Below are 25,995 nucleotides of genomic sequence, written 5' to 3'. Positions count from 1 at the left end.
CGGGGCGCGCGCCGGACCGGCAGGACCCTGCCGCTGCACCTGGTCCTCGGGATCGTCGGCGCGGTGATGGCCGTACCCCTCGTGTACGCCGTGCTGTCCGGCTTCAAGTCCACCGACCAGCTCTCGCGCAACCCCATCGGCCTGCCTGACCCGTGGGTCCCCTCCAACTACACCGACATCCTCGGCTCCGGCTCGTTCTGGCAGCTGGTCGGCAGCAGTACTCTCATCGCGGTCGGGACGACCGTGGTCGTCGTCGCGGTGTCCGCCCTCGCGGCGTTCTCCTTCGCCCGCTTCGCCTTCCGGGGGCGGGAGCTGCTGTTCACCCTGTTCACCATGGGGCTGATGTTCCCCTTCGCGGTGGCGGCGCTGCCCCTGTTCCTGTTGCTGCGCTCCATCGGCCTGCTGGACAACCCCCTCGGCGTGATCCTGCCGCAGGCCGCGTTCGGACTGCCGATGACGATCGTCATCCTGCGCGGGTTCTTCCGCGAGATCCCCGCCGAACTGGAGGAGGCGGCCACCCTCGACGGCTGCGGGCCGCTCGGCTTCTTCTGGCGGATCCTGCTGCCCATGGCCAGGCCCGCCCTCGGCACGGTCTCGGTCCTCGCCGTGGTCGGCAGCTGGAACAACTTCCTGCTGCCGCTGCTGGTCTTCAACGAGCCCACCTGGTGGACCATCCCGATCGGGGTCCAGCAGTTCCAGGGGCAGTACTCCGCCGAGTACGCGCGCGTCTTCGCCTATCTCGTCCTCGCCATGGTCCCCGCCCTGGCCTTCTACTCCGTCGCCGAGCGCCAGCTCGTCGGCGGCCTCTCCGCCGGCGCCACGAAGGGATGACCCGCGCCCGCGGACCCGTACGGCTCGCCCACCCGCCCACCGTGAGGAGTCGCACCATGCCCAGCACCGCCCGCACCCGGCTCAGACTCGCCGGCGCCCTCGCCACCGTCCTGGTCGCCGCCGGCGTGGTCACCGGACCGGCCGCACAGGCCCACGAGCAGCCCGCGCACGGAAAGCCGCGGGCCACCCTGGCCGACCTCGCCCACCGCCACGGCCGCTACTTCGGCAGCGCCACCGACAACCCCGAACTCACCGACACCGCCTACACGAAGATCCTGGGCCACGAGTTCGACATGATCACCCCGGGCAACGGCATGAAGTGGTACGCCACCGAGCCCCAGCAGGGCGTCTTCGACTGGACCGCCGGCGACGAGATCGTGGACCTCGCCCGCGCCCACCACCAGAAGGTCCGCGCCCACACCCTGGTCTGGCACAGTCAGCTGCCGGACTGGCTGACGGCCAAGCAGTGGACGGCCGACGAGCTGCGGGCCGTGCTGAAGAACCACATCCAGACCGAGGTCCGGCACTACCGGGGCAAGGTCTACGCCTGGGACGTCGTCAACGAGGCGTTCAACGAGGACGGCACCTACCGCGAGACGGTCTTCTACAAGACCCTCGGCCCCGGCTACATCGCCGACGCCCTGCGCTGGGCGCACCAGGCCGACCCGAAGGCGAAGCTCTACCTCAACGACTACAACATCGAGGCCGTCGGCCCGAAGAGCGACGCCTACTACGCCCTCGCCCGGCAGCTGAAGGCGCAGAAGGTCCCGCTCGACGGAATAGGTCTACAGGCCCACCTCGCCCTCCAGTACGGCTATCCGACGACCCTCGAGGACAACCTCCGCCGCTTCTCACGGCTCGGCCTGGACACCGCGCTCACCGAGGTCGACGTCCGGATGCTGCTGCCCGCTACCGAGGAGAAGCTGGCCCAACAGGCCGACTGGTACCGGGACATGACCGAGTCGTGCCTCGCGGTGCGGAGGTGCGTCGGCATCACCGTCTGGGACTACACGGACAAGTACTCGTGGATTCCGGCGTTCTTCCCCGGCGAGGGCGCGGCACTGCCCTGGGACGAGCAGCTCGCGCCGAAGCCGGCGTACCGGGCGATCCGGGAGGCGCTCAGCTAGCGCCTGTCGGCTCCCGCGTCTGCGGGGTGTTCCGAACGTCGGGCCCTGGCACTACGGGGCGGCGCGGTGCTGGCCCGCACCACCAGGTCCGTGCCCAGCTCCACCCGCGGCGAGTCGGGGCGCTCGCCGCGGGCCAGGCTCAAAACCGTGCGGACGGCGAGTTTGCCCATCTCGGCGAGGGGCTGGCGGACGGTGGTCAGGGGCGGGGCCGACCAGCGGACCTCCGGCAGGTCGTCGAAGCCGACCACGCTCATGTCCTCCGGAGTCCGCAGGCCGCGCCGGCGCAGCGCCTCGATCGCCCCGAGCGCCATCTGGTCGCTGGCCGCGAACACCGCGGTGGGCGGTTCGGGCAGGTCGAGCAGGGTGTTGCAGCCGGTGAAGCCCGACTCGGGGTGGAAGTCCCCGGGGACGACGAGGGCGTCGTCGACGGCGAGGCCCGCCCCTTCCAGGGCGGCCCGGTAGCCGTCGAAGCGGGCGCGCGAGCACAGCAGCCGGGACGGGCCCGCGATCAGGCCGATCCTGCGGTGGCCCAGCGACAGCAGGTGCTCGGTGGCCGCGAGACCGCCGGACCAGTTGGCCGCGCCGATGGTCGCCGTGTCGGCGGCGGGGGAGCCGGTGGGGTCGACGACGACCAGCGGAACGCCCAGCACGCGCAACTGCTCGTGCAGGGTGGGTTCCAGGGCGGAGGTGACGAGGACGACGCCGTCGGAGGCGCGGGAGCGCAGGTTGCGCATCCACTCGCGGGCGTCCCCCGAGCGTCCGTGGATCGCCGACACCACCGTGCCGACCCCCGCCGCGTGGGCGGCCTCCTCCACCCCGCGGATGATCTCCACCGCCCACGGGCTGTCGAGGTCGTTGAAGACCAGGTCGAGCAGGGAGGCGCGGGACGGCGCCGAGGCGGGACGCTTGCGGTAGCCGTGCAGCTGCAACAGGTCCTCGACCCGGGCCCGCGTCCGCGGCGACACGTCGGAGCGGCCGTTGACCACCCGGGACACGGTCGGCACCGAGACGCCGGCCTGCCGGGCGATCTCGGTGATCGTGACCCGGACCTCGATCCGGGACGCGCGCGTCGCATCGTCCGTCGTCACTGCCCACCTCCGCCGCCATCCGCTCCGGACGCCGCCGCCGAAACTTCCAGGAGTCTTCCGGAAAAAGGGCCGCCACGGGAGACGTTCACGCCGTCGTGTCGCGTGGAGACCGGGGTGCTACCCGGAGTGACCGGCTCCGGACACGCGTCGGGGCCGGTTCGCAGGTGTCGCTGCGGCCGGCCCCTCGAGTCTGCGGACGGCGGTCCCGCGCCGTCCGTGGGTGCTGCGCCTGTCCGGCCCCGCCGGTCAGGAGGCCTAGGCGGCGGTCACGACCCGGTGGGGGGCGATGACCTGGCCGTCCGGCAGGAGCTCACCGGTGTCCTCGAAGAGCAGGACGCCGTTGCACAGCAGGCTCCAGCCCTGTTCCGGGTGGTGCGCCACGAGGCGGGCGGACTCCCGGTCGGCTGAGGTCGCTGTCGGGCACGGTGGCTGGTGCTGGCACATGGATGGGAACTTCCGCTCTGGCGTGAGATGTGAGATGGATGTGGTGTCTGTCCCGCGGCGTGAAACGTCGTTCATGGCCGCCCCCCGTTGTGATAAGTCGGTCGGAACCAGTGTTGCCCCACGGAGGCCGATCCGCAGGGATTTCGCGGCACCGCTTCTCACAGGTTCAGGACGCGTCACCCGCGCGAGCGGTTCATCCCCACCACACCGTCCCTTCGGGTGGTTCCGGGTGGCCGGATGGGGCTAGTCCAGGCCGGAGGCGCGCGGCGCCGTACCCCCTCGCCGGGGCCGCGGCGACGGGGTACGGGGGCTGGTGCGGAGGCGGAAGGGTCAGGCGGGCGAGCCGAGGAGCGGGGGCGGTGCGGGCGTGACCCTGAGGGTGAGGACCGGGAGCAACTCGGCGACCCGGTGCGGGCGGTGGGCGGCGATCCCGGGCGGCGCCGGGGCCAGCGGAACCAGCAGATCGGTCGGATCGGGATGACCGGTGGTGCCGTCCGAGCCGCTGTCACCGTGCAGCCACAGCGTGAGCATGTAGAGCCCCGGCACCGACAGCAGCCGCGCCTGGCAGGGCTGGGCGACGGACTCGGCCTGGCGCAGGGCCCGCTCCGTGGAGGCGATGTAGGGGCCTTCGAAGAAGTGCGAGAACGCCCAGCCGTCCGGGGTGAGCCGGGTCTCGGCGGCGGCCACGGCCCGGTCGCCGCAGCGGATCAGGAAGCGCCAGCCGGCCAGCCGGGTCGCGGCCAGGCCTTCCGGGGTGATCGCGTCCAGGACGTACAGAGGCAGGGGGAGGTCGGGAACGGCGTCCTGCTGGGCGGTGCGCAGGGACGGCGTACGGGCCTCGCGGACGGCGGTGGGGGAACCGAGGGCCGTGAGGACCGAGCGCAGGGCGGGCGCGGGAGCCGGGGGAACATGCAAAGGCATGGTGGGTCGCCTCTCAATTCGACAGGCACGGTGGCGCGAGGGCGTGGGCAGACGGCGCTGTCAGCTAGCTCTCGAGGTCGGAGAGGCGGGGGCCGGGTCTGGGGGAGAGTGCGGGGGTGCGCGAGCGGCCTGCCGTCTCCTCGACGACAGGCTCCTTCGACCGTGGGCGCCAACCTTCTCTGCCTTGTTCGCGGAGTTTATACGACACGTGTTCAGACGGTGTTTCGTCTAGTCGATTCCGGGACACTCGGCAAGGGTTCTACCGGTCGGCGATACGTGTGAAAAATCCCGATTCCGAGTGGCGCGCGCGTCGATGACCTCGGGTTGTGACACGCGGGACGGTCGGCCCATTCTCGTCGGAGTTTTTCACGACTTCCCGATTTCACCGAAAGGGCGTCCGGAACCATGCCCGGTGAATGTGCCACCGGTCACTTCCGGTGGCTTTGGGCCAGCGTAGCGGCCGATGCTCCCCGCCGAGGACGTTATCGATCGGCCGGGCTGGGCATCATTGCACCTGACCCCGGGACCACCGGCGGCCGCACCGCCGGCCCGCCACACGAGGAAGGACGCTTCGATGGGGGAGAAGGTCGTGGCAGGCGCGTTCGACCTGTCCGATCGTCAGGACTACCGGGACAAGCTCCGGAAGTGTCTGACGGGGCTCGAGCGACTCCTGGCCCAGAAGCGCTTCGATCGGCCCAAGAACTTCATGGGTCTCGAGATCGAACTGAATCTCGCGGGTGCCGACGGTCTGCCGAAAATGTTGAATGGCGAGGTGCTGGAGCGGATCGCGAGCCGTGATTTCCAAACAGAACTCGCCATGTTCAACCTGGAAGTCAACATAGCTCCACACCGATTGGGCGGCCGGGTATTCGATCGACTCGCGGAGGAAATCCGCACGTCACTGGCATATGCCCACCGAAAGGCGGGCGAGGTCGACGCGGGAATCGTGATGATCGGTATTCTGCCGACGCTCGACCGTGACGACCTGGTCTCCTCGAACCTGTCGAACGTCGATCGTTACACCCTCCTCAACGACCAGATCGTGGCCGCCCGCGGCGAGGACTTCGTGCTGGAGATCGACGGGGTGGAGCGGCTGTCGTGCACGTCGAAGTCGATCGTGCCGGAGGCGGCCTGCACCTCCGTGCAGCTCCATCTGCAGGTGACGCCGGGCCGTTTCGCCGCCGTGTGGAACGCTGCGCAGTCCGTCGCCGCCGCGCAGATCGCCGTGGGCGCCAACTCGCCCTTCCTGTTCGGCCACGAGCTGTGGCGGGAGTCGCGGCCGCCGCTCTTCCAGCAGGCGACCGACACCCGGCCGCCGGAACTCCAGGCGCAGGGCGTCCGGCCGCGGACGTGGTTCGGCGAGAAGTGGATCAGTTCGGCTCAGGAGCTGTTCGAGGAGAACGTGCGCTTCTTCCCGCCGCTGCTGCCCATCTGCGACGACGAGGACCCGCTCGAGGTCCTCGAGGCGGGCGGGGTGCCCTCGCTCGCCGAACTCGTCCTGCACAACGGCACGGTCTACCGCTGGAACCGGCCCGTCTACGGCATCGCCGACGGCGTCCCGCACCTGCGGGTGGAGAACCGCGTCCTGCCCGCCGGACCGACCGTGACCGACGTGATCGCGAACGCCGCCTTCTACTACGGCGTCGTCCGGGCCCTGGCGGAGGATTCGCGGCCGGTGTGGACCCGGCTGCCGTTCGAGACGGCCGAGGCCAACTTCGACGCGGCGTGCCGGCACGGGATCGAGGCCCGGCTGCAGTGGCCGCGGCGCGGGCGGCTCGGGGGTCTGGTCGAGGTGGACGCGGTGAGTCTCGTACGGGACGAGCTGCTGCCGCTGGCCGAGGCGGGGCTGGACGCCTGGGGGGTGGATCCCGCCGACCGTGATCTCTACCTGGGGGTCATCGAGGAACGCTGCCGGCGACGGACCAACGGGGCGTCCTGGCAGGTGGCCACCTTCCACCGGGCGGTGGAGGCCGGGTTGTCGCGGGACGCCGCGCTGGCCGCGACCACGCGGCGGTACGCGGAGCTGATGCACGCGGGCGAGCCGGTGCACACCTGGCCCGTGGGGCTGCCCGAGCTCGCGACGAGCGGCGCGTGAGTGCGTGAGCGGCTGAGTGTCGCGAGCGGCTGAGCGCCCCCCGGCGGCTCGAAGCGCCCCGGGCGGTCGAGCGCCGGGCGTGCCGGGCCGAGGGCGGGGAGCGGCGCGACCGGGTTCGGGGTCCTCGCGGTCCGTGCCCGGCCGCTGGTCCGAGGTCGGTGCGTCGGCGTCCGGGGCGCGTCCCGTGCCATGGGTGGTACCGCTGGGCGCGATCCCTCGCGGGGTGGGGGGTCGGGGGCGGTCGTGACGGCCGTCGTACGGCGGAGCGCGTGCGGGGACGGGGGTCGCTGCTGCCCGCCACGTGCCGATCGGGCAAGCTGTGACCTCCCACGACGGTGACGTCCCTTCCCGGCGGCCGGCGGCGGATCTCCGCCGCGCGGCCCGCGAGGCGGAGGGCGCTCTGTACGGGGCGCCCGTCCTTTCGCCGGCCCGCCACGCACGGTCTTCACAGCTTCGTTCGAGAGCATGGCGGGGCGGCGGAGGGACGCGGGGTCACGCAACCGGAGGCAGGTGTGCAGGTGGAGGCAGGGTTCTCGTTGGCTGATTCTTTTCCGCAGGAACGGCTCTCGCGACGGATTTTCCGTGACGAGACACTGCTCGTTCTGGGGGTCTCGCTCGGCGCGAGCGGTGTGTCCGCCCTGATCAGTTTTGTCGGCTCGGTCACCAAGCCGGGGGGTCTGAAGGACCAGGCGGCGACCCTCAACGCCTCCGCCGCGCCCGGCCGCCCATGGCTCGATCTCGCCTGGCAGCTGTTCGGGATCGCCACGGCGCTGGTCCCGGTGGCCCTCGTCGCGCACTTCCTGCTGCGCGAGGGGCAGGGGCTGCGCACGCTGGGCTTCGACCGCACGCGGCCCTGGCCGGACCTCGGCCGCGGGGCGGCCGTCGCGGCGGTGATCGGCAGCACCGGCATCGCCTTTTACCTCGCGGCCCGAGGCCTCGGTTTCAACCTCACGGTGGTGCCGGAGGCGCTGCCCGACGTGTGGTGGAAGTACCCGGTGCTGGTCCTGTCCGCGCTGCAGAACGCGATCCTCGAAGAGGTCATCGTCGTCGGGTATCTGCTGCGCAGGCTCGGCCAGTTGGGGTGGACGCCGGGCACCGCGCTGGTGGCCAGCGCCGTGCTGCGCGGCTCGTACCACCTCTACCAGGGCATCGGCGGCTTCATCGGCAACATGGTGATGGGCGTGGTGTTCGTCTACCTCTACCGGCGCTGGGGCCGGGTGGGTCCCCTCGTGGTGGCGCACTCGCTGCTCGACATCGGGGCCTTCGTGGGATACGCCCTGCTGGCGGGAAAGGTGGGGTGGCTGCCCACGGCGTGAGCCGCGAGCTCAGAGCAGCAGCTCGCCCTCGATGACGGTGACCGCGCGGCCGTGCAACAGCGTGCGGTCGCCGCGCAGTTCGGTGCGCACGCGGCCGGAGCGCGGGGAGGCCTGGAGGCCGGTCAGCGCGGTGCGGCCGAGACGACCGGACCAGTACGGGGCGAGAGCGGTGTGGGCGCTGCCCGTCACCGGGTCCTCGTCGATGCCGACGTTCGGGAAGAAGCAGCGGGAGACGAAGTCGTATCCGCGGGCGGGGTCCTCGGCGCGGGCGGTGGCGATGACGCCGCGGCGGGAACAGCCGGCGAGAGCCCTGTGGTCCGGCCGCAGGGCGCGCACGGTCTTCTCGTCGGCCAGCTCGATCAGCAGGTCGCCGACGCGCGGGCCGGTGTCGAGACAGGCGAGCGGTTCGGCGCCCAGCGCCCCGGTCAGACCGGCCGGGACATCCACCGCGGTCAGCGGGGCGGTCGGGAAGTCCAGGGTGATCGAACCGTCCTCGGCGGGGGTGGCAACGACGACGCCGCTGCGGGTCGCGAACCGCACCGGGCCGGTGTGGACGCCCGTCGTGTACAGGACATGGGCCGTGGCCAGCGTGGCGTGACCGCACATGTCGACCTCGGTGACGGGGGTGAACCAGCGCAGGGCCCAGTCCGCGTCGCCGCCCTCGGGGAGGGGATGGGCGAACGCCGTCTCGGCGTGGTTGATCTCCAGGGCGACGTTCTGGAGCCGGCGGTCCTCGGGGAAGGCGTCCAGGAGCAGGACCCCGGCCGGATTGCCGGTGAAGGGGCGGTCGGTGAAGGCGTCGACGATTCGGATCCGCATGCCGCTGACGTTAGGAGGCGGGCGGCGCCGTCGGCCAAGGCCAATCCGCGGGTTGTGGCCCGCTTTCGGCGGGTCCACGGCCGAAACGGCGAGCTGACGCCGGTGGCGGAGACGGCGCGCTGACGTCGGCGGGCGGGTCCGGTGAGCGGGTGCCGATCCCGCAGGGCCGACGTGGGCGGGCGGGTCCGGTGAGGTGATGTCGGGACCGGAGGGCTGACGTGGCGGGCGGGTTCGGAGGGCTGATGTCGGCGGAAGGGCACCGGTGAGCAGATGTCGGCGGGCGGGCGGGTCCGGTTGCCGGTTCCGCATGCCGGCTCCGCCCGTCGAAGTCCGTCCTCCGCCCTGGCCGCGTGGCGGCTCGGCGAGGGCGCGGCCGGGCTCCGGGGCGTCCGTACGGCGTCGTCGCCGTAGGTCGTCCACATCGCCCGAGCCGGCGTCGCGCCTGCTCGCAGGGCTCTCGCGGAGCGGCTGGGGCGGAACCCTGGGATGCTGGGAAAAGCGTTACGCATGACCGGACGACCGGGGCGGTGAGCGCCATGGCCGGGCTCGAGGAGAGCGACGCGCAACAGAAGGGCCCGTATGTGCCGGCGGGCCCGTACGCCGATCCCCAGGGAGATCCGTTCCTGCGCACGCGGTTCGTCGTCCCGGCCCGTCCGGTGACGTTCCTGCGGCGCGAGCGGCTGGTCACACACCTCGACGGGGCTCTGGAGACGCCGCTGACCATGGTCAACGGCGCGGCGGGCGCAGGCAAGACACTGCTGGTCGCCGACTGGGCCGCGGCACGCGAGCATCCCGTCGCCTGGCTCACCACCGACGCGGCCGGACAGGGCCCGGGCATGCTGTGGGCCTATCTGCTCGAGGCCCTGCGCGCCGCCGGGACCGACCTGCCCGCCGAGATCGGCTGTCCCGCGGACGCGGGCCGGGTGCCCGCCGCGCTGCTGGCCCGGCTGGCCGCCGGGCTGAGCACCCGGGACCGGCCCGTGATCGTCGTGCTCGACGAGTACGACCGGGTGGCCGACCCGGAGATCGCCGAGCAGCTGGAGTTCGTCCTGCACCACGCGGGCGGAGGCCTGCGCCTGGTCCTCGTCACCCGCACCGAGCCGCTGCTGCCGCTGCACCGCTACCGGGCGGCCGGCGAGTTGACGGAGATCCGGGGGGCGGAGCTGGCCTTCACAGCGGAGGAGGCGGCCGAGCTTCTGGAGCTGCACGGACTGCGGCTTCCCGCGCACGCGGCGCAGAGCCTGGTGAACCGCACCCGGGGCTGGGCCGCCGGTCTGCGGCTGTGCGCCCTCGCCGCCCGCGAGAGCCCGGACCCGGAGTCGTACCTGAAGAAGTTCGAGGCCGACCGCACGGCGGTCGCCGACTTCCTGCTGGCGGAGGTGCTCCGCCGGCAGCCTCCCAAGACGCAGGACCTGCTGCTGCGGGTCAGCGTCCTCGACCGGTTCCGTCCCGGGCTGGTGAACGCCCTCACCGCACGGACCGACGCCGGGCCCATCCTGGCGGGGCTGCATCGCGAGAACGCCTTCGTCGAGCATCTCGAGCGGGACTGGTACCGCCTTCATCCGCTGTTCGCGGAGATCCTCCGCGCTCATCTGCGGATGCGCTCACCCGGCCTGGAGCCCGAACTGCACCGGCGGGCCGCGCACTGGCTGCGCGGCTCGGGATCCCTCGCGTCGACCCTCAGCCACGGCGCGGCGGCGGGCGACTGGGAGTTCACCGCGGGCGCTCTGGTCGACGACCTCGCGATCGGCTGGCTCTTCACCGGGCTGCGCGTCGACGCGCTCGCCGAGCTGTTCTCCCGGATGGGGCCGGAGGCGGCGAGCCCTGCCGCCCACCTCGTCCGTGCCGCACGCGAGCTGTCCCTGCACGAGCTCGACCGCGGCCAGGCGCATCTGCGCCACGCGGAACGGACGCTGGAGGCGGCCGGGCGCGGGTCGCCGGCCCGCGCCGGCGCGGGGGAGGAACCGGCGGGGGAGCAGCCCGCGCTGGCGGCGGCACGGTTGAGCTGCGCGTTGCTCGAGGCGCTGGCCGCCCGGCTGACCGGTGCGCCGGCCCGGGCGGAACTGGCCGCCGCGGCCGCCGACACGCTCCGGCACGAGGTCCCCGCCCAGCTGCTGGAGAAGCACCCCGAGCTCACCGCGCTGCTGCTGGCCCATCTGGGTTCGGCGCGGCTGTGGGCCGGACGGTTCGAGGAGGCGTGCGCCGCCCTGTCGAGCGTGGCCGGCTCCGCCGCGGGGGCCGCGACGGCACTCGCACGCGAGGACGCCCTGGGCCGGCTGGCCCTGATCGACTACCTCGACGGCTGGCCCGGCAGAGCGGAACGCAGGGCACGGTCCGCCGCGGCCGAGACGGAGCGCTACGGCCTGCCCCAGTCGTCCGGCTCCGGCATGGCGCGGCTGGTCCTGGCCGCAGTGGCCGTCGACCGCGACGACCTGGGCCGGGCCCGGACGCTGCTCGACGAGACCGCCGAATCGCCCTCCGCGTGGTGCGACCCGGTCATGGAGGCGGTCCGGGCCATCGCCGCCGCCCGGCTGTACCTGGCCCGCGGCGACACCCGGGCGGCGCTCGCCGTGGTGGAGCCGGCCGTTCCGACCGCGGTGCCCTCGCCCTGGGCGGAGGGACAGACGGCGCTCGTCGCGTCCGCCGCGCATCTCGCCGAGGGCCGCCCCGAGACGGCGGTCAAGGTGCTCCTGGCGGTCCCCGACGCGCAGCCGGCCTGCGAGGTCGCGGCCGCACGGGCCCAGCTCGCCGCCGGCAGGCCGGACGCGGCGATCGACCTCCTCGACGCCGTGCGTCAGGACGGACGCTCCGGGCCGGCGGTGATCGTCCGGGCCCTGCTGGTGCGGGCGCAGGCGGCGAGTGAGGCGGGGGACACGGCCGCCGCGCACGGATTCGTCGGCCAGGCACTGCGCGAGGCGCGCCGCGACGGCCTGCGCCGCCCCTTCACCGAGGCCGGGCCGTGGATCCGCCGCTTCCTCGCCCCGGCGTCGCTGCGGGGGACGGCCGGGGAGTGGCTCACGCCGGGCGCGCCGCCGTCCGACGACCGGCCGCCGCCGGTGGTGGAGGAACTGAGCGGACGCGAACGCGACGTGCTGCGCAGGCTGGCCCTGACGATGTCGACGGAGGAGATCGCCGCCGACCTGTACGTGTCCGTGAACACGGTCAAGACGCACCTCAAGAGCGCCTACCGGAAGCTGTCGGTCAACCGCCGCAACGAGGCGGTGCGCCGGGCCCGCGAGCTGGACCTGCTCTGACGGCACCGACGCTCCGGCCGGCGTGGCCGGGGCCGTACGGCCCGAGGCTCGCCCGTGGCGGGTGAGGCGCCGACCGGACCGCCCGGCTTCCATGAACCCGTGGACACCGTGAAGCGCTGGCGCGCTCTGATAGTCCTGGGCACCGCCCAGTTCCTGATGGTCCTGGACACCTCCGTCATGAACGTCTCGATCAGCCAGCTGGTCGAGGACTTCGACACCGAGGTGACGGCCATCCAGGCGGTCATCACCCTGTACGCACTGGTCATGGCGGCGTTCATGATCATCGGGGGTCGGCTGGGGGACATCCTCGGCCGGCGCCGGCTGTTCCTCCTCGGCCTCGTCGTCTACGCCACGGGCTCGGCCCTCACCGCTGTCGCACCCACCCTGTGGGTCCTCACGCTGGGCTGGTCGGTCGTCGAGGGACTGGGCGCCGCGATGGTGCTGCCCGCCATGGCGGCGCTGGTCGCCGAGTCCTACCGGGGGCGGGACAGGGCCGTCGCCTACGGGGTGATCGGCGGCCTGGCCGGTGCGGGGATCGCGGTCGGCCCGCTGCTGGGCGGCTGGGTGACGACGTACCTCACCTGGCGGCTGGTCTTCGCAGGCGAGGTCGTCGTCGTGCTGGTCGTGCTGTGCTTCCGCAAGGCGGTCACGGAGTCGCCCCGGACGGGAACACGGCCGCGTCTGGACGGCGTCGGCGCCGCGCTGTCGGCGGCCGGGCTGGCGCTCGGGGTGCTCGGCGTCCTGCAGAGCGGCACCTGGGGCTGGCTGCAGCCCCGCAACCCGCCGTTCACCGTGTTCGGCTTCTCGCCGACCCTGTTCGTCGTCGGCGCCGGAGTGGCCGTGCTGGCCGTCTTCCTGCACTGGGAACGGCGCAGGGAGGCGAGGAGCGCCGATCCCCTCTTCCATCTCGCGCTCCTGCACAGGCCCGTGCTGCGGTCGGGCCTGATGTGCCTGCTGAGCCAGAACCTCATCCTGCTCGGCCTGTTCTTCACGATCCCGCTGTATCTGCAGGTCGTGCAGGGCTTCGACGCCTTCGAGACGGGCCTGCGCCTGCTCCCCGTGTCGGTGACCATGCTCGCCGCGTCCCTGGGCGCCGCCCGTCTGGGCCGGCTGGCGGGAGCGCGGCGGGTGGTGCGACTCGCGCTGCTGACCCTGGCCGCGGCCGTCGTGTGGCTGCTGGCCACCATCGACCCCGTCATCGACGACGCGCAGTTCGCCGGGGCGATGGCGCTGCTCGGCGTGGGGATGGGCCTGCTGGCCTCGCAGCTGGGCAACGTCGTCCAGTCGAGCGTGGACGAGGACGAGCGCAGCGAGGTGGGCGGCCTGCAGTTCACGGCTCAGAACCTGGGCTCCGCGCTGGGTACCGCGCTCATCGGGTCGCTGCTGGTCGGCTCCCTGGCGCAGGCCTTCACCACCCGCGTGGAGAGCCACCCCCAGCTGTCGGAGGAGACCAGCCGCCAGGCAGGCGTGGCCCTGGAGGCGGGCATCAGCTTCGTGCCCACCGACCAGGTGCGCGCCGCCGCCGAGGACGCCGGACTGCGGCCGGCCGAGGTCGACGCGCTCACGGAGTCCTACGCCTCGGCGCAGCTCGACGGATTGAAGGCGGCGATCCTCGCCGCCGGCGGGATCACGCTCGCCAGTTTCCTGGTCACGTCGCATCTGCCCACCCCGAGGACCGAACGCCCGGGAAAGCCCCGTGGCGGCATGCCGAGCGGTCCCGTCGGGCCGACGCGTTGACGGTCCCGTCCGCTCGACGTGCCCGACACGTCCTTCGTCGCCCGATCCCCGAAGGGAGGCCGCCATGACCGCGCCGGGACATCGGGAGGCGGCCCGCGCCCGCGCCGCCGAGCGCCGGGCCACCGCCGACTACACCGGCGGCGTCTACGGATCCATGCTCGCCGCCTCGGTCGTCGTCGGGGCCGGTGCCTGGGGGTCGTTCCCGCGCGTGGAGCTGGTGCTGCTGCTGTTGCTCACCGGCCTCGTCTTCTGGGTCGGGCATGTGCACGCCCAGCTGTTCGGGGCGCGGCTGGCGCAGCGGAGCCTGGACCGCCGGGTCGTGCTGCTCGTCTGCCGCGACGAGTGGCCGATCGTCAAGGCCGCGATACCGCCGGCCGCCGCCGTGGCCGTCAGCCCGCTGCTCGGTCTCGATCTGTCGGGCACCCTGTGGCTCGCGCTGTCGGTCGCCGTCGCCGGGCAGGTGGGCTGGTCGGCGGCGGCGGCACGCCGGGCCGGCGGTTCCTGGCGTCTGGTGTCCACCGCCGCCTCGGTGAACCTCGTACTCGGCCTGGTGATCATCGTGTTCAAGCTGTACCTGACGCACTGACGCACTGCACTGACTCACTGACGCACCGAGGCACTGACGTACAGACGCAGCCTCGTTCCTGCGGGTGACGCGGGCGCGGAGCGGGAGGTCGACTCACCTGCACCGGGTGAGGCCCACGGCTTCACCGGGGCGGACCATCGCGGTAGAGGGCGTGGTCCGCCTGTCCCAGGCCATCCCGGGGAGAGAGCCCATGCGCTACGAGATCCGTGTGGAAGGACAGATGTCGGACACGCTGACCAGGGCGTTTCCGGAGCTCGAGCATGTGGTCATGTCCGGCCAGACGGTTCTGTTCGGGCGGGTGATCGACGAAGCGCACCTGTACGGGCTGCTCGCCCGCTGCCAGTCCCTGGGGCTGCGCGTCATGGAGATGCGCCAACTGCCCGAGTGAGGTGCCGGGGCGCGCCGTCCCGGCCGGGCGCGAGGAGGAAGTCATGAGCGTGCCGCACGGTTCCGCACCGCAGTCCGGCCGCGACCCGCTGTCCGACGGTCCCGACCCGCTGTCCGGCGGCGGCGACCGCCCGGGTGACGACCGGGCCGTGCGCGGGCCCGCGGGCGGCGATCCCGCCGACGTCCTGGGCGTGCTCGGGCGTTCCTGGACGTGGATCCTCGGGTCGGCGATCGCGGCGTTCGTGCCGGGCATCCTGATCCTGGTCTGGCCGGACGAGACCCTGCACGTCCTCGCCGTGCTCATCGGCCTGTACCTGCTGGTGACCGGCGTGTTCCGGTTCGTCGCCGCCTTCGGCGGGGGCGACCACGGCGAGCGGGCGACCGGGCTCCTCCTGGCCATGCTCTACGTGGTGGCCGGGGTGCTGTGCCTGCGGCACCCGTTGCAGACCATCGCGGCGCTCTCGCTGATCGTCGGCGTTCTGTGGCTGGTGTCGGGCATCCTCACCCTCTTCACCGCCCTCGCCGCCGAGGACCTTCCGCACCGGGGCGTCGTCATCGGCGCGGCGGTGTTCGCCGTCGTCGCGGGGATCGTGGTGCTCGCGCTGCCCACCGAGTCGGCTCGCGCGCTGACCCGGCTGCTCGGCCTGTGGCTGGTCCTGCTCGGACTGGTCGAGGCGGGCGTCGCGTTCGCCTGGCGGGCGGCGCTGCGCAGGGCCCGCACGGCGACGGCGCCGCAGGGCCCGGCCGGCCGTCCCTGAGTGTCGGCGCGGCCCCGGCCGACGGTCATTCCTCACCCGTCTCGGGTGAGGACGACGGACTCCCGGGCGCGCAGTCTGAGAACGGCACGCAACGGCCTGCCGGGTGTCGGGCGAGAGCCCGGGACGGAGGAGACAGATGAGTGGCGACACCTACCTCGCGTACGACTACCCGCTGCTGAGCGCCTTCTGGACCATGATGGTGTTCTTCCTGTGGATCATGTGGTTCGTGCTGCTGTTCCGGGTCGTGGTGGACATCTTCCGCGACGACGACCTCAGCGGCTGGGCCAAGGCCGGCTGGCTGGTGTTCTGCCTCGTCCTGCCCTTCCTGGGCGTGTTCGTGTACGTGGTCGCCCGCGGCAAGAACATGGGACGCAGGGAGATCACCCAGGCGCAGGAGCAGCAGAAGGCCTTCGACAGCTACATCCGCGAGACCGCCAAGGGCGCGGACCGTCCCACCAGCAGCGTCGACGAACTCGCCCGCCTGTCGGAGATCCGTGCCCGGGGCGACATCACCGACGAGGAGTTCGACAAGGCCAAGCAACACGTCCTGAGCGGCACCGGCCGCTGAGCCGGCGTACTCCGCCGAACCAACACGAATCGAGGCACCGGGATGACGACTCACTCCACCCACACGCCGTCGGCCGAGCGGCACACCGCCAAGCAGCAGTGGGCCGAGGGCCTGATGGTCTTCGCCGCCGTGACGCTCATGCTCGCCGGACTTCTCGACATCTTCCGCGGGATCATGGGGATCGCGGAGGACGACATCTTCGTGACGACCCGCGACTACGTGTTCGCGTTCGACCTCACCGGCTGGGGCTGGACCCACCTCGCGCTGGGCGCGGTCGCGGTGATCGTCAGTCTGGGACTGTTCACGGGAGCGACGTGGGCGCGCGTCCTGGGCGTGGGCATCGCCGCCCTCATCGTCATCGCCAACTTCCTGTCCCTGCCGTACTACCCGGTCTGGTCCGTCGTGATGATCGCGTTCTCCGCGTTCGTCATCTGGGCCCTGTGCGTGGCGAAGCCGAACAGGTCGGTCTAGTGACGGCGCCTCGCGCGGCGCTTCCAGGAAGGCGGTAGACGATGTGCCGTTGGCTCGCCTACTCGGGCACGCCCGTCCTGCTGGAAACGATCCTCTACCGGCCGGCGCACTCGCTCATCGATCAGAGTCTGCACTCCAAGATGGGTGTGGAGACGACGAACGGCGACGGCTTCGGCGTCGGCTGGTACGGGCTCGAGGCGGACGACGGCAATCCGGCCGTCGTACGGGAGATCGGCCCGGCGTGGAGCAACCGCAACCTGCGGGAGATCGCCGGCCACGTCCGCTCACCGCTGTTCTTCGCCCACATCCGGGCTTCGACGGGCACGGCGGTGCAGCAGACCAACTCGCACCCCTTCCGGCACGGCCGCTGGATGTGGATGCACAACGGGGCGATCGCCGAGTTCCACCGGGTCCGCCGGGACCTGGCCCTCGCCGTCGATCCACGGCTCTTCCTCGACATCGAGGGGTCGACGGACTCGGAGCTGATGTTCTACCTGGCGCTCACCTTCGGCCTGGAGGAGGACCCGCCGGGCGCCGTGGCGCGGATGGCGGGCCTGGTCGAACGGGTCGGCCACGCGCACGGCGTGGAGTATCCGCTGCAGATGACGGTCGCCGTGACCGACGGCGAGCGGCTGTGGGCCTTCCGGTACTCCAGCCAGGGAGACTCCCGGTCGCTCTTCTACAGCACCCGGGTGGAGACACTCCGGTCGCTCCATCCCGACATGGCGTTCCTGCGCGAGGTCTCCGACGACACCCGGCTGATCGTCTCCGAACCCCTGGGTGATCTGCCCGGCGCCTGGAACAGGGTGCCGGAGAGCACCTACGGCGTGGTGCAGCCCGGTGCGGACGAGATCATCCAATTCACCCCACTGGCAGCATGACGCGTGACGTCCCCCGGGCGTCCGCCGGGCTCGACCCGGCGGCCCCCGGGGGGACGCCGTGCCCGGGGGACGCTCGCTCAGTGGACGGAGAAGCCGCCGTCGACGAAGATCGACTGCCCGGTGACGTAGCCGGCGGCGCGGCTCGCGAGGAAGACCGCCGCTCCCGCGAAGTCCTCGGCCAGCCCGTTGCGTCCGACCATCGTGCGCGCCGCCAGAGCCGCCACCCGTTCCGGGTCGGACGACAGCCGGGCGTTGAGTGCCGTCATGACGAAACCGGGGACCAGGGTGTTGCAGGTGACGCCGTGCGGCGACCAGGCCTCCGCCTGCGAGCGGGCCAGCGACTCCAGCGCTCCCTTGGACACCCCGTACGCGCCGCTCTGGACGAACGCCCGGTGCGCCTGCTGCGAGGTGATGTGGATGATCCGGCCGAAACCCCGCTCCGCCATCCCGGGGCCGAACCGCCGGCCGAGGAGGTAGGGCGCCTCGAGGTTCACCGCCATCGTGGCGTCCCAGACGTGCTCGTCCAGCTCGCCCATCGGCGGCCGCAGGTTGATCCCGGCGCTGTTGACGAGGATGTCGGGCTCGCCGAAGGCGCGCACAGCCTGCTCCGCCGCCGTGCGGACCCCGTCGCGGGTGCCGAGGTCGCCGCTCACCCAGGCCGCCCGGCAGCCGGCCGCCGTCAGCTCGTAGGCCGTCGCGGCCAGCTCCGCCTCCTTGCGGGCGACGACCACCACGCTCGCCCCCGCACGCGCCAGCGCCCCCGCGATGCCCCGCCCGATTCCCGAGCTGCCGCCGGTGACCACGGCCACCCGGCCCTCCAGCGAGAACAGCTCGGCCAGATAGGCGTCCGAGGCGCGGGAGGCGGCGGAGACGCGGGGGTGGGCGGAGGCTCCGGGCGGAGTGCCGTCCCAGGCGCTCGGGGTGGCGGAGGTGGCGGCGTCGGCGGATGCGGTGCTGTGCGGGCGGCTCGGGGATGTCATGTCCGCAGCCTAGAGGCCATGACTTGGGCGGGTCTTGTCAGGCGAGCTATGCCGATATATCGTTGAAGCATCGCGACAGATCAACGATGGAATGAAGGAGTGGTTTGCGATGCGTACCCACGGATTCGAGCGTGGACATGGCCAGGGACCCCGACGCGGTCGCGGGGGTTTCGACGGGGAGCGGGCCGCCTTCGGGCCCTTCGGTCCGGGGGGCCCCGGCGGTCCGGGATTCGGTCCCGGAGGTCCCGGCTTCGGCCCGGGCTTCGGCGGCCCCTGGGGCGGACGAGGGCGCGGCGGTCCCAGGGGCCGGGCACGGCGGGGTGACGTACGGGCCTCGATCCTGGCCCTGCTGAAGGACCGGCCCATGCACGGCTACGAGATGATCCAGGAGATCGCCGAACGCAGCGGCGGCGCGTGGAAGCCCAGCCCCGGCTCGGTGTACCCGACCCTCCAGCTGCTGGAGGACGAGGGCCTGATCAGCAGCCGGAGCGACGGCGGCAAGAAGCTGTTCTCGCTCACCGAGGAAGGCCGCACGGCGGCCGAGGAGGGCCCGGAGGCTCCCTGGGAGGAGGCCACACGCGGGGTCGACTGGGAAGCCCTCGGTGAGATCCGCCAGGCCGGCTTCGGACTGATGGAGGCCTTCGGCCAGGTCTGGAAGACCGGCAGCAAGGAACAGCGCGAGAAGGCGCTCACGGTCATCAACGATGCCCGCAAGAAGCTGTACCTGATCCTCGCCGACGAGGACTGAGCGGCTCCCGGCACGGGAAGGCGCCCCACGGAACGGAAACGTCCGCGGGGCGCCTTCGTGCGCCGTGCGGCTCCCCGTGCGGGACTTCCTGCGCGGGCCTTCCTCTGCAGATCTTCTGTGCGGACCTGTCTGTTCGGGCCTGTCTGGGCCGGCCTTGTGCGGGCCGTCCGTGTCTCTTCCCGCGCGGGTCAGGTCACCAGGCCGCCCAGCTTGCGCAGCGACTCGTTGAGGGCGGCCGTCCCCGAGTCCTTGAGCTTGCCCGCCATCAGTGACACGGCCGCGCCCGTGAACTCCCCGTCGATACGCACCGTCGTCGCGTCCCCGTCCGGGGTGAGGGTGTAGCGGGTGGCCACCGACACGGCCATCGGGCCCTTGCCGCGGATGGCGAGCACCCGGGCCGGCTCCAGTTCCGCCACGGTCCACTCGACCTCGGCCGGAAAGCCCATGAGCTTCATGTTCTCCTGGAAGGTCGCGCCCAGTTCCAGGGCCTCCGGGCCGCCCCCGGGGAAATTGGTGTGGGTCGCGTTCCACTCCCCGTACGCCGGCCAGTCGGTGAGCTGGGCCCACACCTTCTCGGCCGGTGCCTGGATGCGTGCCTCGGCGCTGACTTCGGCCATGCGACCACCTCTTCGTGTCGGGCAACTCGGGCTGGCAACTCGGGCTGCGGTGCGCGGAACGTAGCTCCAGGGCCGCCAACATTCAATACTGACGAACCGTCAGAAGTGTGGAGCGGAAAGGTCCGGCTCCGCAGGCGCCACCGCCCCGCGCGGTCGGCGAGGCGGCGCGCGCTCCCGCCAGGGACCGGCCCGATCTCATCCGTAGGGAGGAGACGCCGACGGCTCCGCTCCGCTCTTCGTGGGACGGGAAGATGGTTCCTGCCGGGGATGACGGCACCCGGGTGGGACTGATGGGGTGAGGGGTGTGCCACCCCGTATCCCACGGCAGTCCTCGCACGACCGAACGGCGCACGACCGAACTGCGCACGACCGAACGGCGCAGGCCACGGACGGCGCTCCCGGGCTGGGCGCAGAGCCCGCCGCGGCGCTGGTGTCCGCTCGCCGCCGGGCGCTGCGCGACGGGGACCGGCAGATCGACACCGCTCATCTGCTGCACTCGCTCGTGGAACACGATCCGGAGGTCCGGGCCGTCTTCGACGGCGGACCCCAGCTCGCCCGGCTGCTCGGCTACCTCGTCCAGCGCAGCATCGGTTACGGCCTGCGCTGGCAGGGTGGCGTCGAGGACTCCGGCACGCTGCCCGCCGTACCCGCGCCGCCCGCCGCCGGGGGCCCGGGAGGGTCGTCCGGCCCGTCGCCCGTCGAGGGCCTCCGTGAGGCGCGCTTCCTCGCCGCCGCCGACGGCTGCTCTCCGCTCGCCGCGGCGGCGCTGGAGCACGCGCGCGTGCGAGCGGGGCGGCGTGACGGCGCGCCGGCCCGCGGAGTCGACCTGCTCGCGGCGATCATCGCGGACCCGGAGGCACGGGCCGTCGAGGTCCTGACCCGTGCCGGCGTCGACGCCCACGAGCTGCGGGCGCGGATCGAGAACGGCCTCGTCGAGCACGCTCCCCTCGGGCGCGCCGCCCTCGGGCGGGGTCTCCTCCAGGAGGACGGCTAGGAGGACGGCGCGACGCAGCCGGCTCCCGAGAAGTGCGGGACATGCGGCGGCGGTGGCGAGCCCCACCCCTGACCGGCTCGCCTGCCGACCTGCCGACCTGCCCGCCGGGTCGTCCCGCCCGCCTGCCGTCCGACGCTCCGCAGTCCGCCGGCTCACACGTCGGCCCCCCCTTCCGTTGGCCGGCTCGCCTGCTGCTGACCGACCCGTCCTGACCGGCTCGCACATCGGTCGGCTCGCACGGCGGCCGGATCGCTCGCCGACCGACCTCCCGTCGACCGGTCCACCCGTCGATCGGGCCGCCCCCTGACCGGGTCGCTCGCGGACCGTTCCTTCACCGACCGGCCAGGCTCTCGGGGATCGGTGCTCGTCCGACGGCTGAGACAGGTGTCATCAGGGATGACGGTCATGTCATCCCCTGTCATCATGGGCCGGTGCGTACTTCTGTGAGCAGTCAGAGCAACCGCGGAAAGGGCGTCGGGCTCGGTCTGGCGGTCGCGTCGGCCATCGCCTTCGGCGGGTCCGGGGTGGCGGCCAAGCCGTTGATCGAGGCGGGCCTCGACCCGCTGCACGTGGTGTGGCTGCGGGTGACCGGCGCGGCCCTGGTCATGTCGCCCCTGGCCGTGCGCCACCGTGCGCTGCTGCGCAGTCGGCCTGCGCTGCTCGCCGGGTTCGGACTGCTCGGCGTGGCCGGAGTGCAGGCGTTCTACTTCGCCGCGATATCGCGCATCCCCGTCGGTGTCGCGCTGCTCGTCGAGTACCTCGCGCCCGCCCTCGTGCTGGGCTGGGTGCGGTTCGTGCAGCGGCGGCCCGTGACGCGCGCCGCCGCGCTCGGCGTGGTCCTCGCGGTGGGCGGGCTGGCCTGCGTCGTCGAGGTCTGGTCCGGTCTGGGCTTCGACGCCCTCGGACTGCTGCTCGCCCTCGCGGCCGCCTGCTGTCAGGTCGGCTACTTCGTCCTGTCCGACCAGGGCGCCGACTCGGGCGACGACGCTCCCGAGCCGCTGGGCGTCATCGCCTACGGGCTCCTCGTCGGCGCCGTCGTGCTCACCGTCGTCACCAGGCCGTGGGGCATGGACTGGTCCGTGCTCGGACACGCCGCCGGCATGAACGGCGTCGAGGTCCCGGCCTGGCTGCTGCTCGGCTGGATCGTGCTCGTCGCCACCGTCGTCGCGTACGTCACCGGCGTGGTCTCGGTGCGCCGGCTCTCCGCGCAGGTCGCCGGTGTGGTGGCCTGCCTCGAGGCGGTCATCGCCACCGTGCTGGCGTGGGTGCTGCTCGGCGAGCACCTCTCGGCGCCTCAGATCGTCGGCGGGGCGGTGGTCCTGCTCGGGGCGTTCATCGCGCAGTCGTCCGCGCCCGCCAAGGGCTCCGCGGAGCCGGTGGCCGCAGGCGGCCCGGAAAGGGAGTTGTCCGCCCGGGGGACGGCGGCCTAGGGTTCCGCTCATGCCTCTCGACGCACGCGTTCTTCCGCCTCCGGCCCGCTGAGGCGGGCCCTCCGGTGAACCACGCCCGGCACACGGTGCCGGGCCGAACGGTGCTGCCCGCAGACGAAGTCCGAGGTCCGCCGCCCTGCGGCGGCCCCTTCCTGAACTTCTGTGCGGAGAGAACGCGTGTCCTCCTCGAGTGTGCCGTCCTGTGTGTCTTCCTCCGGCGGCCCCGCCGCCGTTTCCCCGCCCGTCGCACGGGCTCTGCTCTGTCTGATCGTCGCGGGCGCGGCCTGGGGCACGGCCGGCGCCGCCGCGTCCCTGATCTACCGGATCAGCGACCTGGGCGCCGTCGCCCTGTCGTTCTGGCGCTGCGCCGCCGGACTGGCCCTGCTGCTGGCCGCCCGCCCGCTGCTGCGGCGTGCCCGGTACGCTCCGGCGTCCGCGAGGGCCACGGATGCCCCGCTCCTCGGCGGGCAGGCGCCGACGCCCGAGCCGCCGCGTCGCCGGGCTCTGCGCCGCAAGGCCCTGCGGACGGCGATCACGGGCTTCGGCCTCGCGGTCTTCCAGACGGCGTACTTCGCGGCCGTCTCCGCCACCGGACTCGCCGTGGCGACCGTCGTCACCCTCGGCGCGGGGCCCGTCCTCATCGCGCTCGGCGCGCGCCTGACGCTGGGGGAGCGGCTCGGCCGCGGCGGAGCGCTCGCCGTCGCGGGGGCGCTCGCCGGGCTGGTGGTGCTGTTCGCGGGTGGCGGCTCGACCGTGGACCCGCGGGGCGTCCTGCTCGCCCTGGTGTCCGCGGCCGGGTACAGCGCGATGACCCTGCTCACCCGCCGGTGGGGGCGGAACGGGGGTTCGGACGCCTCCGCCGGCGCCGTGGGGGCGTTCGCGGTCACCGCTGTGTGCCTGTTGCCGTTCGCCGTGGCCGAAGGGCTGTTGCCGCACAGCGCCGACCCCGTGCGGGTGCTGGTTCTGCTGGCGTACATCGCGGCGGTGCCCACGGCGCTCGCCTACGCCCTCTATTTCGCGGGCGCGGCCGTCGTACGCTCCGCCACGGTCTCCGTGATCATGCTGCTCGAGCCGGTGAGCGCGGCGGTGCTGGCCGTCGCCGTCCTCGGCGAACCCCTCAGGGTCACCACGCTCGCCGGCACCCTGCTGCTGCTGGTCTCGGTCACCGGCCTCGCCCTGACAGAAGCGCGGGGAGGTCCGGCGCGGGGCTGAGGCGCGAGCGGGACGGCGGTGTCACCCCCGGCGGCGCAGCAGGTGTGCGCGGGCCGCGGCGTCGCCGGGGGCGTCGCGGGTGGTCAGCGCGGCGGCGATGCGGTCCTGGGTCTCGGGCGGGCGGTGCGCCGCGTACTTGAACTTCGCCCGCACGTCGGTGACATGGAGCCGGATGCCGCGGATGCCCGGGAGCAGGCGGCCGAACGGGGCCTCGCCCACGGTGGGTCGGGCGGAGCCGCCCTCGGGCTGGAAGTGCGCCATCTGACGCGCGAGCAGGTCCGCCTTCGCGGCGGGATCGTCCACGATGTGCGCCGTGCACCGCAGTTGCACCGCCGTGTAGAAGCTCGTCGGGGTGCCGTGCTCGGCGGGGGCGCCCGGCGGGGCCTGCCACGGGCCGGGGACGAAGACGTGGTCGTCCACCACGCTCAGGGTCACCGTCGGGTTCGCCTCCAGGGCGGCCCACAGCGGGTTGGGCCGGGCGAGGTGGGTGACGGCGTCGCCCTCGGCCGGGTCGTAGGCGAAGTGCAGGGGCTGGACGAAGGGGGGTTCGCCCGGCGGGCCGTTGACGGCGAGCTGCCCGAAGTCGTGGGCGGACAGCCAGTCCTGCCACTCGGCGTCGTCGCGGGGCGCGTCCCAGGGGTGGACGAGCATCACAGGGTCGCGAGGTAGCCGGGGAACGCGGTGCCGGGTGCCAGGTCGGCCTCCGGGACGGGAGCGTCGTAGCCCTTGCGCAGCGGCAGCACGCCGGCCCAGTGGGGGAGGGCGAGGTCCTCCGGCTCGTCGTTCACCCCGCCGGTGCGGGTCTTGGCCGAGACCTCGTTCAGGTCCAGCCGGATCACCGCGGTCGCCGCCAGTTCCTTCCGGTTGGCGGGGCGGGAGTCGGCGGCCCGGCCCGGCACGACGTGGTCCACGAGGGCGTCGAGCGCGGCCAGCTTCTCCGCCGGGTCCGTCACGTCGTGGGCGACGCCGTGCACCACGACCGAGCGGTAGTTGATCGAGTGGTGGAAGGCGGAGCGCGCCAGGACCAGCCCGTCGACGTGCGTCACGGTCAGGCACACCGGCAGTCCCGGGTCGGCCTGTCCCGTCATCCGCAGGGGACGCGAGCCCGTCGAACCGTGCACATAGAGCGTCTCGCCGACCCGGCCGTACAGCGTCGGCAGCACCACGGGCGCTCCGTCACGGACGAACCCGAGGTGGCAGACGTAGCCCTCGTCGAGTATCGCGTGCACCAGGTCCCTGTCGTAGGAGGCCTTCTGCGCGGACCGGGTGGGGATCGTGCGGTCGGTCGGGGTGTAGGCGGCGGCCCGTGTCGTCGTCTCCGGTGTCCCCTGCATGGCGCTCTCCATTGCACTAGTGCATAATGATGTTTGTGCTAGGAGAGTATCCGATCAAAGGCCGGCGCGCAGCCGAGATTTCCGCGAGCGTCGAGGCGGCAGTCAGCGCCGGTGAACTGCGGCCGGGGCAACTGCTGCCCCCGATGCGGGAGTTGGCGTCCACGCTGGGGGTGAACCCGAACACCGTCGCGGCCGCCTACCGCACCCTGCGCGAGCGCGGAGTGATCGAGACGGACGGCCGGCGGGGGAGTCGGGTGCGGTCGAAGCCCGCCACCACCGGGCGCGGGTTCATCCGGGTGGACGCGCCGGAGGGGGTACGGGACGTGGCGTCCGGCAATCCCGACAGGGCTCTGCTGCCGCCGCTGGCGCCGGCGTTCGCCTGGGCCGCCGAGCAGGGCGACCGGGAGCCCGTCCTGTACGGGCATGCGCCGGTCGAGCCCGAGGTGGCCCGGCTGGCCCGCGCCGACCTCGACGCCGACGGCGTGCCCGCCGGTCCGGTGGCGGTCGCCTCCGGCTCGCTGGACGCGATCGAACGCGTCCTGGCCGCACACCTCAGGCCGGGCGACACCGTGGCCGTCGAGGATCCCGGCTGGGGTTCCCTCCTCGACCTCGTGCCGGCGCTCGGGCTGCGCACGGTACCGGTCGGCCTCGACGACGACGGTCCGCTGCCCGACGACCTGCGCCGAGCCTTCGAGTCCGGGGCGCGCGCCTTCGTCGTCACGGACCGGGCGCAGAACCCGACCGGCGCGGCGATCGGCGCCGCACGCGCGCGTGCCCTGCGCGCCGTGCTGCGGGACCACCCGGAGACCCTGTTGCTCGAGGACGACCACGGTCACCGGATCGTCGACCTCCCCCTGCACCCGCTGGCGGGCGTCACCCGGCACTGGGCCTTCGTCCGCTCGGCCGCCAAGGCCTATGGCCCGGACCTGCGGTTCGCCGTCCTCACCGGGGACGACGTCACCCTGGACCGGGTGCGCGGACGGCAGCGGCTCGGGCCCGGCTGGGTCAGCCGGATCACCCAGCGGGCGGTACTGCGCCTGTGGGCCGACGGCGCGGTGGACGCGCGCGCGGTGGCCCGGGCGTACGGCCGCCGACGCGACGCGCTGCTCGCCGCGCTGGCCGCGCGGGGCGTCGAGGCGCACGGGCGCAGCGGGATGAACGTGTGGGTCCCCGTGCCGGACGAGACGGGGGCGGTCGCCCGGCTGCTGCACGCGGGGTGGGCGGTCGCACCGGGGGCGCGGTTCCGGATCGGCTCCGCGCCCGGAATCCGCATCACGGTGTCGACGCTGGACGCGCGGGAGATCGAGCCACTGGCCGATCTCGTCGCCGGGGCGGCCGGCCCCTCCCCGACGCGGAACTACGTCTAGCGATCAGATCGGAAAGCGCCCCCGGCAGCC

The 25,995-nt window shown here is 73.0% G+C and carries 25 protein-coding genes; 17 read left to right on the top strand and 8 right to left on the bottom strand.

The features are described 5' to 3' along the window. The first annotated feature begins 66 nt into the window (after window positions 1-66). Together QF032_RS07440 and QF032_RS07435 are read left to right on the top strand one after the other, a co-directional pair. The gene (locus QF032_RS07440) at window positions 67-831 is read left to right on the top strand and encodes a carbohydrate ABC transporter permease (RefSeq protein WP_307049959.1); all 765 of its coding nucleotides are present in this window, start codon (window positions 67-69) and stop codon (window positions 829-831) included. Between the two features lie 56 nt (window positions 832-887). Continuing rightward, complete coding sequence (locus QF032_RS07435; protein ID WP_306954071.1) at window positions 888-1,958, top strand: endo-1,4-beta-xylanase; 1,071 nt, start codon at window positions 888-890, stop codon at window positions 1,956-1,958. Here the strand turns inward: QF032_RS07435 and QF032_RS07430 are convergent. From QF032_RS07430 to QF032_RS07420, 3 genes are all read right to left on the bottom strand, one after another. Next, window positions 1,955-3,046: a LacI family DNA-binding transcriptional regulator gene (locus QF032_RS07430; RefSeq protein WP_307055495.1), complete on the bottom strand. Its 1,092-nt coding sequence runs from the start codon at window positions 3,044-3,046 to the stop codon at window positions 1,955-1,957. The two genes, QF032_RS07435 and QF032_RS07430, sit on opposite strands and share 4 nt — an antisense overlap. A gap of 255 nt (window positions 3,047-3,301) precedes the next feature. After that, on the bottom strand, window positions 3,302-3,490 hold the full coding sequence (locus QF032_RS07425) for a DUF5999 family protein (protein WP_055632223.1): 189 nt from the start codon (window positions 3,488-3,490) through the stop codon (window positions 3,302-3,304). A 330-nt stretch (window positions 3,491-3,820) separates the two neighbouring features. Then, window positions 3,821-4,411, bottom strand: coding sequence for a hypothetical protein (locus QF032_RS07420; RefSeq protein ID WP_307055493.1), 591 nt, complete (start codon window positions 4,409-4,411; stop codon window positions 3,821-3,823). Window positions 4,412-4,985: 574 nt separating this feature from the next. Here QF032_RS07420 and QF032_RS07415 point away from each other — a divergent pair. Then, window positions 4,986-6,506, top strand: a complete 1,521-nt coding sequence (locus tag QF032_RS07415; protein WP_307041009.1) for a glutamate--cysteine ligase — start codon at window positions 4,986-4,988, stop codon at window positions 6,504-6,506. Between the two features lie 512 nt (window positions 6,507-7,018). Further along, window positions 7,019-7,822 carry a CPBP family intramembrane glutamic endopeptidase gene (locus QF032_RS07410; RefSeq protein ID WP_307055491.1) on the top strand — a complete coding sequence of 268 codons (804 nt, stop codon included), beginning with the start codon at window positions 7,019-7,021 and terminating at the stop codon, window positions 7,820-7,822. A 9-nt stretch (window positions 7,823-7,831) separates the two neighbouring features. Here QF032_RS07410 and QF032_RS07405 read toward each other — a convergent pair whose 3' ends face one another. Beyond that, the gene (locus tag QF032_RS07405; protein ID WP_307055489.1) at window positions 7,832-8,641 is read right to left on the bottom strand and encodes a PhzF family phenazine biosynthesis protein; all 810 of its coding nucleotides are present in this window, start codon (window positions 8,639-8,641) and stop codon (window positions 7,832-7,834) included. Between the two features lie 536 nt (window positions 8,642-9,177). Here QF032_RS07405 and QF032_RS07400 point away from each other — a divergent pair. The 8 genes from QF032_RS07400 to QF032_RS07365 all read left to right on the top strand — a co-directional run bounded on the left by QF032_RS07400 (window position 9,178) and on the right by QF032_RS07365 (window position 17,283). Continuing rightward, entirely contained in the window at window positions 9,178-11,895 is a 2,718-nt protein-coding gene (locus tag QF032_RS07400) for a helix-turn-helix transcriptional regulator (protein ID WP_307049957.1), read from the top strand. Window positions 11,896-12,003: 108 nt separating this feature from the next. Then, window positions 12,004-13,632: an MFS transporter gene (locus tag QF032_RS07395; RefSeq protein WP_307060177.1), complete on the top strand. Its 1,629-nt coding sequence runs from the start codon at window positions 12,004-12,006 to the stop codon at window positions 13,630-13,632. A gap of 64 nt (window positions 13,633-13,696) precedes the next feature. Continuing rightward, window positions 13,697-14,218, top strand: coding sequence for a hypothetical protein (locus tag QF032_RS07390; protein ID WP_307055487.1), 522 nt, complete (start codon window positions 13,697-13,699; stop codon window positions 14,216-14,218). 190 nt (window positions 14,219-14,408) lie between these two features. Continuing rightward, complete coding sequence (locus tag QF032_RS07385) at window positions 14,409-14,606, top strand: hypothetical protein (protein WP_057580603.1); 198 nt, start codon at window positions 14,409-14,411, stop codon at window positions 14,604-14,606. 43 nt (window positions 14,607-14,649) lie between these two features. After that, window positions 14,650-15,363, top strand: coding sequence for an HdeD family acid-resistance protein (locus QF032_RS07380; protein WP_307041001.1), 714 nt, complete (start codon window positions 14,650-14,652; stop codon window positions 15,361-15,363). A gap of 136 nt (window positions 15,364-15,499) precedes the next feature. Next, window positions 15,500-15,931 carry an SHOCT domain-containing protein gene (locus QF032_RS07375; RefSeq protein WP_307040999.1) on the top strand — a complete coding sequence of 144 codons (432 nt, stop codon included), beginning with the start codon at window positions 15,500-15,502 and terminating at the stop codon, window positions 15,929-15,931. A gap of 42 nt (window positions 15,932-15,973) precedes the next feature. Then, entirely contained in the window at window positions 15,974-16,402 is a 429-nt protein-coding gene (locus tag QF032_RS07370) for a DUF7144 family membrane protein (protein WP_307040997.1), read from the top strand. 41 nt (window positions 16,403-16,443) lie between these two features. Beyond that, on the top strand, window positions 16,444-17,283 hold the full coding sequence (locus QF032_RS07365) for a class II glutamine amidotransferase (RefSeq protein ID WP_307040996.1): 840 nt from the start codon (window positions 16,444-16,446) through the stop codon (window positions 17,281-17,283). Between the two features lie 77 nt (window positions 17,284-17,360). Here QF032_RS07365 and QF032_RS07360 read toward each other — a convergent pair whose 3' ends face one another. After that, window positions 17,361-18,263: an SDR family NAD(P)-dependent oxidoreductase gene (locus tag QF032_RS07360; protein WP_307055484.1), complete on the bottom strand. Its 903-nt coding sequence runs from the start codon at window positions 18,261-18,263 to the stop codon at window positions 17,361-17,363. 109 nt (window positions 18,264-18,372) lie between these two features. On the opposite strand from QF032_RS07360, the gene QF032_RS07355 reads away from it, so the two are divergent. Next, a complete protein-coding gene (locus QF032_RS07355) occupies window positions 18,373-19,011 on the top strand; it encodes a PadR family transcriptional regulator (RefSeq protein WP_307040991.1) in 639 nt (212 codons plus the stop codon). A gap of 188 nt (window positions 19,012-19,199) precedes the next feature. Here the strand turns inward: QF032_RS07355 and QF032_RS07350 are convergent, their stop codons facing one another. After that, on the bottom strand, window positions 19,200-19,628 hold the full coding sequence (locus tag QF032_RS07350; protein ID WP_306954088.1) for a type II toxin-antitoxin system Rv0910 family toxin: 429 nt from the start codon (window positions 19,626-19,628) through the stop codon (window positions 19,200-19,202). A gap of 304 nt (window positions 19,629-19,932) precedes the next feature. Between QF032_RS07350 and QF032_RS07345 the strand changes: the two genes are divergently transcribed. The 3 genes from QF032_RS07345 to QF032_RS07335 all read left to right on the top strand — a co-directional run bounded on the left by QF032_RS07345 (window position 19,933) and on the right by QF032_RS07335 (window position 23,264). Continuing rightward, a complete protein-coding gene (locus QF032_RS07345; RefSeq protein WP_373430305.1) occupies window positions 19,933-20,622 on the top strand; it encodes a Clp protease N-terminal domain-containing protein in 690 nt (229 codons plus the stop codon). A gap of 431 nt (window positions 20,623-21,053) precedes the next feature. Next, window positions 21,054-22,052 carry an EamA family transporter gene (locus QF032_RS07340; RefSeq protein WP_307055482.1) on the top strand — a complete coding sequence of 333 codons (999 nt, stop codon included), beginning with the start codon at window positions 21,054-21,056 and terminating at the stop codon, window positions 22,050-22,052. Window positions 22,053-22,256: 204 nt separating this feature from the next. Further along, entirely contained in the window at window positions 22,257-23,264 is a 1,008-nt protein-coding gene (locus QF032_RS07335) for a DMT family transporter (protein ID WP_307060175.1), read from the top strand. A gap of 21 nt (window positions 23,265-23,285) precedes the next feature. Here the strand turns inward: QF032_RS07335 and QF032_RS07330 are convergent, their stop codons facing one another. Continuing rightward, on the bottom strand, window positions 23,286-23,915 hold the full coding sequence (locus tag QF032_RS07330) for an FMN-binding negative transcriptional regulator (RefSeq protein ID WP_307040987.1): 630 nt from the start codon (window positions 23,913-23,915) through the stop codon (window positions 23,286-23,288). Beyond that, the gene (locus QF032_RS07325; protein WP_306954092.1) at window positions 23,915-24,598 is read right to left on the bottom strand and encodes a pyridoxamine 5'-phosphate oxidase family protein; all 684 of its coding nucleotides are present in this window, start codon (window positions 24,596-24,598) and stop codon (window positions 23,915-23,917) included. The genes QF032_RS07330 and QF032_RS07325 overlap by 1 nt, the downstream gene beginning before the upstream one ends. A gap of 35 nt (window positions 24,599-24,633) precedes the next feature. Between QF032_RS07325 and QF032_RS07320 the strand changes: the two genes are divergently transcribed. After that, window positions 24,634-25,965, top strand: coding sequence for an aminotransferase class I/II-fold pyridoxal phosphate-dependent enzyme (locus tag QF032_RS07320; RefSeq protein ID WP_307055481.1), 1,332 nt, complete (start codon window positions 24,634-24,636; stop codon window positions 25,963-25,965). Window positions 25,966-25,995: the final 30 nt, after the last annotated feature.

This window comes from Streptomyces achromogenes, assembly GCF_030816715.1.
In the GTDB taxonomy this organism is placed as follows: domain Bacteria; phylum Actinomycetota; class Actinomycetes; order Streptomycetales; family Streptomycetaceae; genus Streptomyces; species Streptomyces achromogenes_A.
The sequence above is the reverse complement of the archived record's forward strand: the minus strand, read 5'-3'. Positions and strand labels throughout refer to the sequence as shown.